Annotated in this window: 12 protein-coding genes; 5 read left to right on the top strand and 7 right to left on the bottom strand. The window is 63.0% G+C overall.

All coding sequences use genetic code 11. The annotated features are described in order from the left end of the window. The first annotated feature begins 11 nt into the window (after positions 1 to 11). Entirely contained in the window at positions 12 to 1,133 is a 1,122-nt protein-coding gene (locus DW211_RS08630) for an IS110 family transposase (RefSeq protein WP_117641087.1), read from the top strand. A gap of 273 nt (positions 1,134 to 1,406) precedes the next feature. Here the strand turns inward: DW211_RS08630 and DW211_RS08625 are convergent, their stop codons facing one another. Continuing rightward, positions 1,407 to 2,024: an MFS transporter gene (locus DW211_RS08625; protein WP_118260310.1), complete on the bottom strand. Its 618-nt coding sequence runs from the start codon at positions 2,022 to 2,024 to the stop codon at positions 1,407 to 1,409. Positions 2,025 to 2,324: 300 nt separating this feature from the next. Between DW211_RS08625 and DW211_RS08620 the strand changes: the two genes are divergently transcribed. Together DW211_RS08620 and DW211_RS08615 are read left to right on the top strand one after the other, a co-directional pair. Further along, positions 2,325 to 3,188 (top strand): MurR/RpiR family transcriptional regulator, encoded by an 864-nt coding sequence (locus DW211_RS08620; protein ID WP_055251936.1) that lies wholly within the window; start codon positions 2,325 to 2,327, stop codon positions 3,186 to 3,188. 49 nt (positions 3,189 to 3,237) lie between these two features. Further along, positions 3,238 to 4,065: an HAD hydrolase family protein gene (locus DW211_RS08615; protein WP_118260308.1), complete on the top strand. Its 828-nt coding sequence runs from the start codon at positions 3,238 to 3,240 to the stop codon at positions 4,063 to 4,065. A 52-nt stretch (positions 4,066 to 4,117) separates the two neighbouring features. Here DW211_RS08615 and DW211_RS10150 read toward each other — a convergent pair whose 3' ends face one another. Next, entirely contained in the window at positions 4,118 to 4,267 is a 150-nt protein-coding gene (locus DW211_RS10150; protein ID WP_158568516.1) for a hypothetical protein, read from the bottom strand. Between the two features lie 251 nt (positions 4,268 to 4,518). On the opposite strand from DW211_RS10150, the gene rlmKL reads away from it, so the two are divergent. Then, on the top strand, positions 4,519 to 7,086 hold the full coding sequence (gene rlmKL, locus DW211_RS08610; protein ID WP_118260307.1) for a bifunctional 23S rRNA (guanine(2069)-N(7))-methyltransferase RlmK/23S rRNA (guanine(2445)-N(2))-methyltransferase RlmL: 2,568 nt from the start codon (positions 4,519 to 4,521) through the stop codon (positions 7,084 to 7,086). A gap of 94 nt (positions 7,087 to 7,180) precedes the next feature. On the opposite strand, the gene DW211_RS08605 is transcribed toward rlmKL, so the two are convergent. The 5 genes from DW211_RS08605 to DW211_RS08585 all read right to left on the bottom strand — a co-directional run bounded on the left by DW211_RS08605 (position 7,181) and on the right by DW211_RS08585 (position 12,940). Next, positions 7,181 to 7,894 (bottom strand): response regulator, encoded by a 714-nt coding sequence (locus DW211_RS08605; protein ID WP_199407905.1) that lies wholly within the window; start codon positions 7,892 to 7,894, stop codon positions 7,181 to 7,183. 4 nt (positions 7,895 to 7,898) lie between these two features. Continuing rightward, complete coding sequence (locus tag DW211_RS08600) at positions 7,899 to 9,524, bottom strand: ATP-binding protein (protein WP_118260305.1); 1,626 nt, start codon at positions 9,522 to 9,524, stop codon at positions 7,899 to 7,901. A 113-nt stretch (positions 9,525 to 9,637) separates the two neighbouring features. After that, positions 9,638 to 9,832, bottom strand: coding sequence for a hypothetical protein (locus DW211_RS08595; RefSeq protein ID WP_147333367.1), 195 nt, complete (start codon positions 9,830 to 9,832; stop codon positions 9,638 to 9,640). A 60-nt stretch (positions 9,833 to 9,892) separates the two neighbouring features. Then, positions 9,893 to 11,920 carry a KUP/HAK/KT family potassium transporter gene (locus tag DW211_RS08590; RefSeq protein ID WP_118260303.1) on the bottom strand — a complete coding sequence of 676 codons (2,028 nt, stop codon included), beginning with the start codon at positions 11,918 to 11,920 and terminating at the stop codon, positions 9,893 to 9,895. 159 nt (positions 11,921 to 12,079) lie between these two features. After that, positions 12,080 to 12,940 (bottom strand): nitroreductase family protein, encoded by an 861-nt coding sequence (locus tag DW211_RS08585; RefSeq protein ID WP_233540985.1) that lies wholly within the window; start codon positions 12,938 to 12,940, stop codon positions 12,080 to 12,082. 214 nt (positions 12,941 to 13,154) lie between these two features. Here DW211_RS08585 and DW211_RS08580 point away from each other — a divergent pair, with 214 nt between their 5' ends. Beyond that, positions 13,155 to 15,455, top strand: a complete 2,301-nt coding sequence (locus tag DW211_RS08580) for an LTA synthase family protein (RefSeq protein WP_118260302.1) — start codon at positions 13,155 to 13,157, stop codon at positions 15,453 to 15,455. The last annotated feature ends 487 nt before the right edge of the window (positions 15,456 to 15,942 follow it).

Genomic DNA, 15,942 nt, shown 5'->3' with positions numbered 1-15,942 from the left:
GGGAGGCTCCCGTGCCTAGATATTCTACCGCCTTCGGAATGGACGTACACCTCAGGTCCACCACCGTCTGCGCGCTCGACGCGGAGACGGGCGAGGCCGTGACGAGGAGGTTCCGCGGCAACCCCTGGGGCGAGGTCGCGGAGTGGATGTCGGGCTTCCCCGGCCCGTCGCTCGCCGCCTACGAGAGCGGCTACCTCGGCTTCGCCCCGCAAAGGGAGCTCTCCGGGCTCGGCGTCGACTGCGTCGTCGCGGCCGTCTCCAAGGTCCCGAGGTCGGCTGCCGACCTCTCGTCCAAGAACGACCGCAACGACGCGGCCAGGATGGCCAAGGCGATACTGTCGCACGACGTCACCCCGGTATGGGTGCCGTCCCCCGAGATCGAGGGGCTCAGGGACCTCGCCGCCGCCCACGACGCGGCGACCGCGAGGCTCGCGGCGGCGAAGCAGCGGCTCCTGGCGTTCCTAGCCCGCCGCGGCTATGTCTACGGCGGCACGACGCCGGCCGGCAACCCCCGGAAGTACTGGACGTACGGCTTCCTCAGGTGGCTCGACGGCATACACCCCGCCGACGACGGAGGCATCCGGGCGCTTGCGGCGCTGAGGAACGAGGTCGAGGCGGCCGACGAGACGAGGGAGGCCCTCCTCGCCGAATACAGGGCCGCCGTCGCGGCGGGCCCCCTCTCGGCCGAGGTCGAGGCGCTCCAGTCGATCAAGGGGTGCGGGTTCGCGCTCGCCGCCGCCTTCGCGTCCGAGGTCGGCGACTTCTCGAGGTTCCGCTCCGGCAGGCAGGTGACGGCCTACTTCGGCCTCGCCCCGAAGCAGAGGTCGAGCGCGGACTCCGTGCGCCTCGGCGGAATCAGCGGGGCCGGCAACGCGCTCGTCAGGAAGCTGGCTGTCGAGGGGTCCTGGTGCTATGCCCAGGCCGGCCACCAGCCGAAGCTGATGCCCAAGGGCTCCGGCGTGCCCCTCGAGATAAGGATGCACGGGAGGAAGGGGTCCGAGAGGCTCCTGCGCCGCCGCGAGGAGATGATCGCCCGCGGGATGCCGCAGGCGAAGGCGAACGCGGCCACCGCGGCCGAGCTCGTGAGGTGGCTGTGGGCCCTCGGCACGATGTGCCGGGAGGGCGCGGAATAGACATAAGCCCCCGTCCCGGCGAGCCGGGCAGCCTTCGGGGACACCCCCGTTCTCGCTGTGCGCGCGGCGGCCGCCGCATGCGCGAAGACAGACTAGGGGAACCCCGCCGAAGGAGAGGATTGCGGGCCGCCGGAGCGGTATCCGCGGATATGAGACTGAGCCGAAGGCGTCGATGACATGCCGGGGGCGGACCGGGACGGGTTTAACGGCAGGCCCCGCCGACCGATTGCAAGCGGTCGGCGGGGCCATTGTGGCCCTTGACAGTGGATTGGGTCATATGAGCGAGAGGAGGCCCTTTCCGTGGGAGACCTTGGGATCGTCCGCGGCATTGGCGCGAATTCCCGCCTCGGGGAGGCGCCACATGTGAGCCGCGAAGACCACCAGCGCGGCAGAGACCACCGCGAACTGGATTTGAGGAGCCATGTCGAGCAGCCGACCGACGATCAGGACGACGATGGCATAGCCGATAGTGCCACCCATGCGAATGCGAGAAAAGTCCAGGCCAGAGCGATCCGCGAGCTCGATGACGAGGGAGTCGCTCAGGGGCAGGAGCCCCGAGAAAAACGCCGAGAACGCAAAGGTTACGAGAAGGACCGGGACGAACGTCGACGCCAGGTAATACAGCGGAGCGAGTACCGCCGCCGCAAGGCAGAGGATCACGATGACCGCGCGGCGGCGCCCGAGCTTGTCGGCGATCGTCGACCAGAGCGGCTGGATGGCGAGCGCACACACCGGGGTCGCCGCGAGGAGGATGCCGGTCTGGGCTGCGCTGAGGCCGAGGCTCGTGTAGTGAGCGGAGAGGAACGGCGAGTACACGCCCGCGCAGACCCAGTAGAGGACGTTCGCGAAGAACAGCGAAGTCATGCTTGCGTTTGTCCTGGCGTTGTGCATCGTGCTTCTCCCTTCTTGCTCGCCGGGTGCCTGTCTGGGCTTCGAAGTGATTCGCCATCTAGCGTGAAACAAAGTTGTGAGGCGTTGGAACAATGTTCTGTTGTTTCATCGTTTTCGTGCCGTTGTTTCACGGCTCATAAGATAGCAGCTCAAGATGAGATTGCGCCGGGGAAGCACCGATTTACCGTGAACGGTAGAAAATCAGCGGTGAAACGCTATTTCACCGCTTATGAAACATTTTGCTTTATTTTCACCTCTCTTGACCTAAGATACGAAGCAAACTAGGGCCAAGGAGTAACCATGGATAAGACAGGGGATGTGCTCAGCCACATCTGCGCGGTCATGAACAGCCTATCCCCCTCGGAGAAGGCAATCGCAACGTATGTGCTCGACCACCCGTCGGACGTCGCAACGATGACCGTCCGCGAACTCGCCGCAGGAACCGGTACGTCACCGGCGTCTGTTTCGAGGTTCGCAAGGACGCTTGACTACCGAACCTATTCGGACATGCGTCTGGCGCTCGGCATATCCATCAGCAGGGCCTCCGGCGAGGAAAAGGCCACGGGCGGCAAGGTTACTCTGGACGACGTCGAGGGCTCCATTAAGTACGTCCTGTCTCACAAGGTCAAGGAGCTCTCCCAAACCGCCTCGCTCATTGACTCCGATGACTTTTCGGCAGTCGTCAATCTGCTCCACAACGCCAACCTCGTCCTGATTGCGGGCGTCGGCAACTCGATTAGCATGGGCGTAAACGCGGCGTTCAAGCTCTCACAGGTTGGAGTCAGGGCGTTTTGCCCCAGTACCACCGATGCCATGGTCTCCGCCGCAACCAGCCTCAAGGAGAATGACATCCTGCTCGTCATTTCGACGTCCGGATACTCGAAGCGCCTCGTCAACATATTCGACTCTGCCGAGGATTCGAACACCCCCATCATCATGATCACAGACAACCCAGATACGCCGCTCGCGAAGCGTGCCACGTATATCATCCGAGCCATCTCGCGAGATCAGGCCATCACCGGAACCGAGGTCGCCTTCTCGCACAGCTCGATCAACTTCGTCATCGAGCTGCTGTTCCTCTTCCTGACCTCTTGCTGGGATGACCCGGTAGAGTTTAACAGGATCATCTCGAAGAATCTCTTGGGAGACAGGCAATACAGCTAGGACGACGCACACCGGCGCACCGACGCCCAGACCGAAACGGGAGGACCCCTTGATAAAGCTCATCCTCGCAGACATGGACGGGACCCTGCTGCCGTTTGGCTCAAGGGTCGTATCGGAGCGCACGCACAGCGCGATTCTTTCGGCGCTTGATGCGGGCATCGCGTTCGGCCCCGCAAGCGGCCGCGACTACGCCGACCTGGCCGATGCCTTTGACGGCGACGCGCGCTGTTTCTCGACCGGCATCATGGCCAACGGAAAGAAGGTCTTCTCCAGCGGCGAACTCGTGTTCAAAAAGACGCTCTCGACGGAGGCCCTCGTCAAGCTCAATAGCGCCGTACGCCCCTACGCGGGGACGTCACTCTGGCTAGTCGCCGATGTCGATGAGACAGGCAAACGCTGCGAGCAGTTCCTCTGCGCCGTCGAGCCTGGCGACGAATTCGCCCTGGAAATCGTTAAGGACTCCGGAAGAGACATGGCGCTCGGAGACGTGCCCACGAACCGTGACGTCATCACCGCCGGCATCTTCGTCAACGTCAGCTCCGCCCCGACGGAAGTCGTTCGGAGTCGATGCAAGGAAGCCTGCCCAGAGCTTGATTTCCCCTCGCCCGTCCCATTCTTCCTCGATGTTGTTCCGGCTGGCTGGAGCAAGGTAAACGGACTCGACGCGCTTCTCGGCAGCCTTGGGGTCACGCTGGACGAGGTCGCTTTTATCGGAGACTCGGAAAACGACGTGACGCTCCTCGAAAAGGTGCCGAACTCCTACGCAGTCGCGGGCGCGATGCCAGAGGCGAAGGCCGCGGCCCATCACCTGATCGGGGACGCAGCCGAGGACTCCGTCGCGAAGCTCATCGAACAGATTGTCCAGCAGCGAGGCTAGGGTTCCGCCAGCGTGGCATGCGCCGCGTGCCTCGTCATCCGTTCGTGGCGCGCTACCTCGTGACGATCCAGAGCGTAGGCATCGTCGCGACGCCGATGCCTACGATGAGCGCGACCCACAGGACGCGGACCACAAGGTTCATGTCGCCCGCCACCACCATGTCGTTCGCGTGCCAGAACCAGCTCTCGTTTCCCTCGCACATGATGCCCTCCCTTGGCCTCGATTACGCCATCTATGGCCGAGCAATCGCAGGTCACGTGCCATGGATTTGCCCTACGCCCAGCTTTCAGTTCTGTAAGGCGGCGGGAGCCTGTGCGAGGCCCCGAGTCCTGAGGCTGTTGCAATGAAAATGGGAATCAAGGAGCACGCATCAATCATATGGGTTCCTTTCGAGGATAAGGGCAAACGAAGCATCCATCATATAATGGAGCGACGCAACCAGAGAGGTCACCCATGGAATTTTACGCAAGCTGCCCCGAGGGCTTTGAGTCCGCACTCGCCGATGAGCTTAAACGCCTCGGGCTTTCGCATGTCCGCCGCCTGAAAGGCCGCGCTACGTTTGAGGGCGAGCTCGAAGAAGGCTACCGCGCCTGCCTGTGGTCGCGCCTGGCCAGCCGCGTGTTTGTGGTGCTCGGGCGCTTTGGGGCGCAGGATGCCGATGAACTGTACGATAGCGTTTACGACATCGCCTGGGAGAGCATCGTCCGCCCCGGCGCCACCATCGCCATCACCGCCCGCGGCGTGACCGAGCAGTTGCGCAACACGCGCTTCTCGGCCCTGCGCGCCAAGGACGCGCTGTGCGACCGTCTGGCCGAGACCACGGGCCGTCGCGCCGATGTCGACGCCGCCGATCCCGATGTTCACCTGCTGCTTTCGCTGCGTCAGCGCCGCGCGAGCATCAGCCTGGACCTTTCGGGCGACCCGCTGTTCAAACGCCTACCGCCCGCAGCGACCCGCGCCGGCGAGGGCGCGCACGTGCTGCGCCCCGACTACGCCGCCCTGGTGCTGGCGCAGGTCGGCTGGACCGCACTATGCGAGCGCGAGCTGACGGCCGACGATTACGAGAACGAAGCCCTTCCCACGCTGATCGATGCCTCGTGCGCCGGCGGCGGTCTGCTGCTGGAGGCCGTGAACATTCTGACCGACCGCGCCCCGGGCGCCGCACGCGAGCGCTGGGGCTTTGAGGGCTGGCAGCTGCACGATGCCGCCCTGTGGGAGCAGCTGCTTGCCGAGGCGCGCGAGCGCGAGGCGGCAGCGCGCGAGCGCCAGGCGCGCATCGTGGCCGTGGATGTTGACCCCGCCGCCCGCAAGACCGCTGAGCGCATGGTTAAATGTGCCGGCTACAAGCGCTTTGTCGATTTTTGCGCCGCCAAGTCCGCCACCGTACTGGACCACGCGGGCGCTGTCGCCGGCGCCGCCGTGGTCGCGGATACGACCGAGACACCGCTTTCGCTCATGCATGACACCATGACGCTCATCGGCGAGTTGCGCCGCGCGCCCGAGCTTGCCGCGGCGCCGGTCGCCGCGCTCACCCGCGACGGATTGCTGGCCCGCGCGCTCCACACCGAGCCCGAGCGCTCGATCGCCGTCATGCCCAACAACGAAGAGGCGACCGTCGAAGTCTGGCCTTCGCTCGACCACGCCGCCGCAGCGTTTGAGGCTGCGACCAGTGCGGATGCCGAGGCCGAGGCTGCGGATGCCAACGAAGTCAACGATGAAGCCGCCGCTTCCGCCATGCCCGAGCCTGCCGCCATGCTCGACCTGGGCGACGGCAAGCCGCTGCCCGTGCTCATCCCCGAGTCCGAGCAGTTCGCCAACCGCCTGCGCAAGAATGCCCGTCTGCGCCGCAAGTGGGCCAGGCGCGAGGGCGTGAGCTGCTACCGCGTCTACGATGCCGACCTGCCCGACTACTCCGCCGCTATCGACCTGTACGAGGGTTGCCCGCAGACGCCGGGCCGCTGGCTCGTCATCGCCGAATACGCCGCGCCCAAGACCATCGACCCCGCACTGGCCCAGGCCCGTATGCTCGACATTCTGGCCATCGCGCCGCGCATCCTAGATGTTCCCGCCGAGCATGTGCACGCCAAGGCCCGCATGCGTTCGCGCGGCGGCTCGCAGTACGGCAAGCAGGGCGCCGGCAAGGGCGGCTCGGGCGAGCGCGGCAATATCGCGCGTCGTCGCCTGCCGCTCATCGAAGAGGGCGGCCTCACCTTTGCCGTCAACTTTGACGACTACCTGGACGTCGGCATCTTCTTGGACCACCGCGTCACCCGCAACCTGGTGCGCGAGCACGCCAAGCAGGCGCGCCGCTTCCTCAACCTGTTCGCCTACACCGGCACCGCCACCTGCTACGCGGCCGATGGCGGCGTCGAGGAGACCGTGACGGTCGACCTCTCCAACACCTATCTGGACTGGGCCGAGCGCAACATGCGCCAGAACGGCTTTGTGGGGCCTCAGCATCATTTTGTGCGCGACGACGTGCTCGCCTGGATTCGCGACCAGCGCCAGACGCGCAACCGCTGGGACCTGATCTTTGTCGACCCGCCCACGTTTTCGAACTCGTCCAAGATGGGCCGTCGCACCTGGGATGTCCAGCGCGACCATGTTGAGCTTTTGGCCGGCGTATCGCGCCTGCTCGCGCAGGGCGGCCATGCCATCTTTAGCTGCAACCTGCGCGGCTTCCGCCCCGAAACGCGCAAGCTCGCCCGCGCGGGCGTGGTGCTGGAGGACATTACGGCGCAGACCATCCCCGAGGACTTCGCGCGCAACCAGAAGGTGCACCACTGCTACATCGTGCGCCGCCTGCCCATCGAGGACGCCATGGCCGAGGTCGGCTTTAGCGCCGAGGAAATTGCCGAGCGCGTCGAGGAACTGCGCAACCCCGAGGCCCGCAAGACACGTGCGGCAGTACCCGCGCACGCGCAGGCCGGCAACGGCAAGTCCAACTTTGCCGGCAAGCCCTTCCCCGCCGGCAAGCCCAAAAAGAAGAAGTTCTACGCCAGCAAGCCCAAGGGCAAATAACAAAGTTGCGGTGGAATACGGACTGTTTTGCCTGGAGTTAGGCAAATTTAGACCGTATTTCACCGCAACTCATATTGGGATGGTGGTTGGCGATCTAGCCTTGGATGACCAATCGGTAGCCGATGCCCACATGCGTCTGGATATAGCGCGGATGCGCGGGGTCGGACTCGATTTTCTTGCGCAGCGTGCCCATAAAGACGCGCAGGCTCGCCAGGTCGCTCTTGGTCGCCGTGCCCCAAATCTCGTGCAGGATAAACTGGTGCGTCAACACCTTGTCGGCGTTGTGCGCCAGCAGACACAGGAGCTTGTACTCGATCGGCGTCAGGTGCAGTTCCTCGCCATCCATCATGGCGATGCCAGCATCAAAATCGATATGCAGCTCACCGGTATCGAACGAGCCCTCGGAGGCAACGCCGCCCGTTTGCGCATACGAAAGGCGCCTGAGCGTCGTGCGAATGCGCGCGAGCAGTTCCTCGACCGAAAACGGCTTGGTCAGGTAGTCGTCGGCACCAGCATCGAGCGCGCGGATCTTGTCCGCGTCCTCGCTGCGCGCCGAGACCACGATGATCGGCATGCCCGACCACGTGCGCACCGACTCCACCACCTTGACGCCGTCCATATCGGGCAGGCCCAGATCGAGCAGCACAATGCTCGGCGCCTGCGACGAGGCGGCGGCGATGGCAGCATGTGCGGTCTCCACGGCCATATGGCGCAAGCCGTGCGCCTCGAGCGCGGCGACGATAAGGTTGCGGACGGCGGGATCGTCCTCAACGACCAAGATGAGCGGTTTCACGGCAGAGTTCGGCACAGCGCTACTCCTTATCAAACGAAACGTCGGCGGCGGGAAGCTCGATCATAAAGACCGAGCCGTGCGGGTCCGCCGCGGCAACCTCTATGCTACCGCCATGCGCCAGCGCAATGGAGCGGCAAAGCGAAAGCCCCAGGCCCACACTGCGTCGGCTATCGGCCAAACCATGGTTGGCGGTGTAGAACGACTCAAAGATACGCTCGCGGTCCTCGGGAGCAATGCCCGGGCCGTCATCGGCCACCGAGCACGCCACGCGTCCATCGCCGGCGTCAATCGAGATCACGATATGCGAGCCTGCGGGCGTGTAGGTAATGGCATTGTTCACCAGGTTTACCACCAGCTGCACCATCAGGCGCGCATCGACATTGACGAGCGCCGGCTCGTCGCACGCCACCACCTTAAGATCGTGCTCGCGCACGGCCGGGTTCACGTGGCGCAGCGCCTCCTCGACGATATCGTCCATGAGCTCGAGCGTAGTCGCCAGATGCATGCCGCCGCCCTCGAGTTTGGTGATGGCGAGCAGGTTCTCGACGGTGGCGTTGAGCCACAGCGCATCCGAGCGAATGGATAGCAGCAGGCCGCGGCGCGTCTGGGCATCGAGCACCGCGGTGCCGGTCGAACCCTGATCGAGCAGCACGTCGGCATTACCCGAAATACTGGTAAGCGGCGTGCGCAGATCGTGCGAGATGGAGCGCAGCAGATTGGCGCGCAGCTGCTCATTTTTGGCAAGCACCGCCGCCTCCTCGCGGGCCTCCATGGCGCGGGCGCGATCGAGTGCCAGCTCGCCTTCGCTCACGATGGCATCGGCAAGTGTCCGCTCTTCGTGCGTCAGCACGTCGGGCTCGGCAACGATAGCCAGCACGCCCACCACCGAGGCGGGATCGCCCGCGCGCACCATGGTGTCGCCCGAGCGCACGGTCAGGTAGATGCCGTAGAACGCCGAGCCGCCGTAGGTGGCATCGAGCGGCGTTCCCACATAGGCGGACGCCGAGAGCCGCGGCGGCATCTGCGGCGCCAGTTCATGCACCGGCGCGACATCGCCCACGGCCGTGTATGTCGCACGCGGCAGCAGGTCATCGCCCTCGGCGTCGGCGCTGTACCACACGACAGGACAGCCCGAAAGACGCGCCAGCTGCGTTGCCATAGCATGGACAATCTGCTGCTGATCGGCGCAGCGCTGCAGCATGCGGTTGGTCTCGAGCACCATCTGCGTGCGGCGGTCGCTAGCGGCGGCCTGCGCCAAGGCACGGCGCAGGGCCAACGCAATCGAGCTCGACACGAGCGAGACCGCAAACATGATGAATAACATGCCGGGATAAACACGGTCGATAAACGACAGCGAGTAGCGCGGGTCGACAAACAAGAAGTTGTAGAGCGCCACGGCGGCAGCCGAGCTCAGCAAGCAATACAGGCGGCTCCAGGTAAAGAACGCGCACAGCTGCACGGCGAACACATAGACGATCATGATGCTCGGCGCGAGACCCGGATGGTCGAGCAGCACGCTCGTAATCGTCGCGGCGACCAGCAGCCCCGCCGATACGCAGGCGTCATACAGAGGGCTGCGACGCGTCAGCGTTGTGCGCCGCCACCAAAAGTTCTCGGCAATATCGCCGTCCGCATGGACGTCCATCAGCGCCCCGCCCCTCTCTCAAAAACAAAAACCACCACAAAGGGGACAGGCACCTTTGTGGTGGTTTCCCCTTGTGGTGGTTCCAAGTGTATAGCCTTTACAGCCTGCGGTCGCTAGACAAACAGCACGTGCGCGAGCAGGGCACACACGCACACCGCTCCAAATACCAGTGCCACGATCGAAATTACGCGATCGGCCATATCCATGTTGGCACGATTCGTAAAGAACCGATCTTCGGCGGCGTCGACGCGCGCCTCACGCACCATTTCGACCACCGCCTCATGGCCATCGAGCGCCTTTGTATCCATGTTTACCTCCCCGGCCTCATGCTTATCCATCAAAAACCAACTCCGTGTAGCCGCCGACGTCTACGGCCGCTCGTCGGGAGCCAGGCGCTGCATCTTGCTCACGGCCTTAAACTTGGTGAACAGCGGCACGTACTCAAAGCTCACGTTGGAGTTCTCCAGGCCGTACCAGCGCGCGGGAGTGCCGGCAGCGCGGCGGATGATGTACTTGAGCGTGATGGCCGTACGCTCGCTGGGCTCCACGTCGCTTTCGGGCGCCAGAAGCTTGCGGATCATGACGAACTTAAACGTGCCGATGTTGCCCGGATCCTTGTAGACCGAGTAGTCATGCGTCTGTGCCGGCAGCTCGCCGCTGGCAGCCAGATCCTGAACAACCTGACGCAGATAGGCATTGACGCGCTGGTTGATCTTGTAGCCCAGATACAGATGCACGCGGAACACGTAGTCGGTGCCGAACGTCTCGACCGAGTAGGCAAAGGTATGCGGCTCCTCCATGGTCTCGACATTCACGAACCACCAGGCGCGAGCGCGCTTGGGGTGCTTGTCCAAGATCGAGTAGACGATATCGCGGTCGATGTAGTCGGTATTGGTGTCCTTGGTCAGGTACACGATGTTGTCACTCATAAGCTCGTAGCGATCGTCGTCGCGCAGGCGCTTGAGCTGCGGCAGGTAGCTGCGCAGCGGCAGCAGCGTAAACTGGCGCTGCTCAACAGCCGTACCGTTGTACCAGCACACCATGATGCCCATGATGAGCGCGGCCATGAGGATGGTGAAATAGCCACCGTGGAAGAACTTGGTGAGCGAGCTCACAAAGAAGAAACCCTCGAGCATGAGGAAGAAGACGGCAAAGATCCACGGCGCGATCTTGAGCTTGCGCTCCACGTGCAGATAGAAGAAGAGCAGCAGCGTCGTGCACATCATGGTCAGGGTAATAGCCAAGCCGTACGCAGCCTCCATGTGCGCCGAGTTCTGGAACAACAGCACCACGATGACGCAGCCCACGAGCATGACGTTGTTGACCATGGGGATGTAGAGCTGACCCTTGGTCTCGGCAGGATAGAAGACCTGCATATGCGGCATGAGGTCCAGGCGGCTGGCCTCGGACACCAGCGAGAATGCGCCGGTGATGAGCGCCTGCGAAGCGATGATGGCCGCGACGGTGGAAAGGCCGACGGCAAAGGGACGCAGGCCCGGGGTGAGCATCTGGTAGAAGGGGTTGAGGTCGGCGATGCCCATGAGCTCCGGGTCGCCGGCGTTGTTGATAAGCCACGCACCCTGACCCATGTAGGACAGCAGCAGGCAGCACTTAACGAACGGCCAGGTGGCGTAGATGTTGCCGCGGCCCACATGGCCCATGTCGGAATAGAGCGCCTCGGCACCGGTGGTGGCCAGGAAGCAGCTGCCCAAGATCATGATGCCCGCATGGTTGTTGGGGCTCAGCAAAAAGCCGATGCCACGCAGCGGGTTGAGGCACAAAAGCACCGCGGGATACTGGAAGACAAAGAACAGACCCGTACCGCCCAGGAACAAAAACCACAGCGTCATGATGGGGCCAAAGGCGTGGCCAATCTTGGCCGTGCCGATGCGCTGCACCAAGAAGAGCGCGATGATGATGGCGAGCGTGATGGCGACAACGCGGCCCTGGTCGTCACCGAGCACGGCGTGGACCGCCGGAATGGTGCGCAGGCCCTCGATAGCCGTGGTAACGGTAACGGCCGGCGTCAGGATGCCGTCGGCGAGGAGCGCCGCCCCACCCAGCATGGCGGGGATGATAAGCCACTTGCCGCAGCGCTTGACCAGGCTGTACAGGGCAAAGATGCCGCCCTCGCCGTGGTTGTCGGCGCGCAGCGAGATCAGCACGTACTTGACGGTCGTCAGCAGCGTGACCGTCCACACGACAAGGGAGAGCGCGCCGAGCACGAACTCCTGCGTGACGCTTCCGATGCCGCCGTTGCCGGCAACGAGCGCCTTGGTTACATACATGGGGCTGGTGCCGATATCGCCGTACACCACGCCCAGCGTGACGAGCATCGCCGAGATGCTCACAGGAATCGCAGCGTGCGAGGCTACTTCCTTTGCCTTTTGTTCCATAAGCCAGTTTCCTCCCAATTTTAACGTTCGACGGGATTATAGGTAATCAGCCCATGTTTGAATGGTACTGTTTTCCCAGCTAAATAAACATTTATGCGGCCTTTAGGCCACCGCGGCGATATGGAATGTGACAAAGGGACAGTCCCTTTGTCACATTCGTCATTTTCCGAGCCAGTTCTTGAACCACCACTCCATGGAGCGGCTCATCTCGGCCATAAAGGGACTGGCGTGCTTGCGTGTGTAGATATCCACCACGCGCTCGCCCACCTCGCGGGCGTGCGGGCGAAACATCGCATCCATCTCGGCCACCTGCGCATCCATGGTCGCGGCGTCCGCGCGGCGGTAGCGCTCTTCGTGCACCAGGTTCACCACGGGATGCGCGATCGCCGGACGCTCCTTGCGGGGCGTGCCGATGATGAGCATCGACAGCGGCATGGTATAGGGAGGCAGATCGAGCAGCTCGGCGACTTCCTCGGCATTCTCGACAATATCACCGATGTAGCAGCTCCCCAGCCCCAAGGCCTCGGCGGCAACCACGGCGTTTTGCGCAGCGATCACGGCGTCCTGGGCCGCGATGGCAAAGTCGCCCAGGCCCGGCGCACGACGGGGCGACTTGCCCGTGCGCTCGACAAACTCGGGCTCAAAGCAACCCACATGCTCAAACAGATCGATCCACTTGGCATAGTCGACTACAAATATGAGTGCCCAGGGCGCCTTGGCGATCATGGGCTGATGATCGCACAGGTCGGCCAGGCGGTCCAATGTGGCCTGCTCACGAATGCTCACGATGGAATACATCATCATGGCGCCTGCCGACGGCGCACGGCTCGCCGCATGCAGAATCGCCGCCCGCTGTTCGTCGGTCACCGCCACGGGACGGTCATCGTCATCACGCGCGAAGGCACGCGTAGACGAGCGATGCTCCAAGATGTCCAGCACCGCGTTGCCCGTAGTCTCGACCGGATAGCCGCACACATCCACAGCCGTCGCACAAACCTGCTCGCTCATCTGCTCGCTCATAGCCCCATCCCTGCCATTTCTTTAAGAAGCCTTTACGTTTCCGTGTAATTCCCGTCCATTATCGCGCAGGTCGACACTACATTGCGCCACACCGCCACACATGCGCGTTAATATGGCTGGTTGTTGTGCGCAGCCACCAATTGCAGCGCATATTTAAGTAACAATCGGGTAAACCCCCGCTTTCGTAGGTTTTAAGTTTGTGAGGAGTCTCAGCATGTTCGCTGCCGCCATCTCGCTCGTCGGTCTTGCGGCGACCGTCTACCTTGTCTTGCGCGAGGCCAAGGCCATTCGCGCTCAGTCGGGCACCGTTGCCAAAAGCGCTCTTGGGTGGAGCGTCGTCTTCGGCCTGTTCCAGGTCTTTTTGACTATTTGGGGCGCCGTGGGCCTCGTCGCTCAAAACGAGCCGCTCGCCTTTGTGATGCTCATCCTGACCAATGCCATCCTCACCGGCTGCGCTTGGGCCAGCATCGCACGCGACCGCATCGCCCCGCGCGTCTTTGCGTTCGCCGCGCCCGACGCCCCCGCCCCCACCGGCAAGCTCGCCCGCCTGCGCGGCGCCTTTGTGGGCAAACCGCTCGTCGCCGCTGTCTTGTGCCTGCTGCTCGCCGGCGTCTTTGCGCTGCTTGGCATGGAGGTCTCGTCCAACCACGACTTTACCTGGGTCTACCCCCTGTGCATCCTGCTCGAGTGGGCCATCATCACCACGCTCATGGTCGGCTTGTCCTTCCTATTCCAGCGCCACGGCGCAGCTCCCGCCGTCCTGGCCTTTGCCCTCTTTGTCCTGGGCATTGCCGAGTTCTTCGTCATCACGTTTAAATCCATGCCCATCCAGCCGGGCGACCTTTCGGCCATCTCCACCGCCGCCGCGGTCGCCGGCACCGGCTACACCTTCTCCATCTCGCTGTTCTGCGTGCTGTCCATGGGCTTTACCGCCATCGCCATGCTGCTGTGCGAGTACGCCGGCCTGGTGGCACCGCACCGTCAGAAGGGTGCCGCCAACGCCAAGCGCATGCTGCTCACCAACCTGCTCGTGGCCGTGCTATGCCTGGGCGGCGTGACCGCGCACGTCACGCTTATCGACTACTACAACACCCTCGGCATCACCGTCTACACCTGGCGCCCGCTCGAGAGCTACTGGCGCGAGGGCTATCTGCCTGCCTTTATTAGTGCAGCGCAGTCCATTAAGCCGCCCAAACCCGCCGACTATTCTGTCGATGACGCCAAGGCCACGCTCAAAAAGTACGCCAAGGCCTACGACAAGTCCGACGCCGCCAAGAGCGACGAGCGCACCGCCGCAAAGGAGCAATTCGACAGCGAGAAGCCCACGGTTATCGCCATCATGAACGAGACCTTCTCGGACCTGTCCATCTACCAGAACATGCGCGCCGGCTACGAGGGCCCGCAGTACTTTAAGAACCTGTCCAACTGCCTCAGCCGCGGCAAGCTCTATGTGAGCGCCTACGGCGGCGGTACCGCCAATACCGAGTTTGAGTTTATGACCGGCAACTCCATGGCCAACCTGGGCTCAGGCGTGTACCCCTACACCATCTACAACATGGAAACGACTGGGAACCTGGCAGAGCAGTTCAAGTCGCTCGGATATTCCACCACGGCCATGCACCCCAACCACGCGACCAACTGGAACCGCGAGAACGTCTACAAGGACTTTGGCTTTGACCAGTTCCTGTCCATCAACGATTTCCAGGGCGCCGATACCCTGCGCGGCATGGTGACCGACCAGGCGACCTACGACAAGATTCTTGAGCTGCTCGACCAGAACGCCGATCCGCAGTTTATTTTCGACGTGACCATGCAGAACCACTCGGGCTACGACACGGGCCTGCTGCCGGTCGACAAGCAGATGCACCTGAACATCGACACGACCGACCTGGACGCCAAGACCGTCGAGGACGGCACGCTCTCCGATGTCGACGAGTATGTCTCGTGCATCGAGCAGTCCGATCAGGCGCTGCGCTACTTCCTCAACGCCCTGAGCAAGCTCGACCGTAAGGTGGTCGTGGTGTTCTGGGGCGACCACCAGCCGTTCTTCCCGTCCAAGTTCAATGACAAGTGGTTTACCGGCGAGGACGACGCTACGCATCAGGAGCGTCTGTGGCAGACCGACTACATCATCTGGGCCAACTACGACGTTGCCGGCTGCGACCAGACGAGCGAGGTTGACGACTTGTCTACCAACTACCTGTCCACCCAGCTTATGCAGCTGATCGGCGCACCGCTGACCGACTACCAGAAGGCGCACATGACGCTGCGCGAGTCGCTACCCGCCATCAACTCCGTGGGCTACGAGGACGCCAGCCTGCGCTGGGCGCTCTCCTCCAACGTCACCGGTGACGACGCCGCTGCCGCAGCCGCCACCAAGGCACGCGAGGATTACGCCAAGATGCAGTATTACGAGATGTTCCGCGACGGCAAGAACGTGTACACCGAGCACTTCCAGACCGAGGCCAACGAGACCGACCCCAACCTGGCGCCGGGCACGACCAAGATCAAGTAGCGACTAGCTGCGAGTTCATAACTGAAACGTCTGTCCGGGCGGAGGCATATAAGGTTCCCTGCTCGGACAGTCCTGCGCAAGACGGAGGCCACATTAAGTGGCCTCCTTTGCGTGCGGAACTCGCGATGAACCTTATATGCCTCCGCCTGGACAGACGCCCTGTTGTTGGAGCGCAGCTTGTCATAGGAGTATCCGCTGAACATAGATAAGTCGAAGGCCACGTCTTGTGGCCTTTTTTGCATCCGGAAACCGTGTCCCAGAATTCACGTCCGGAATGGGATGCAGTTTCCGCTTGGGACCCGATTGGGAAAGTGTGTCCCACTATTCAGCTGGATTCCGGGATGTATTTTCCGGTTGAGGCTCGTTGGGAAAGTGCGTCCCACTTTGGGGGCTGATTCTGGGACGTGGTTTCCGGTTGGCTCTCATTGGGAAAGTTCATCCCATTTCTCGGCCTAATTATGGGACGCAGTTTCCCGTTGAGGACCCT

Source organism: Collinsella sp. AM18-10, assembly GCF_003471585.1.
Classification (GTDB): domain Bacteria; phylum Actinomycetota; class Coriobacteriia; order Coriobacteriales; family Coriobacteriaceae; genus Collinsella.
This window is presented reverse-complemented; position numbering and strand designations above follow the sequence as displayed.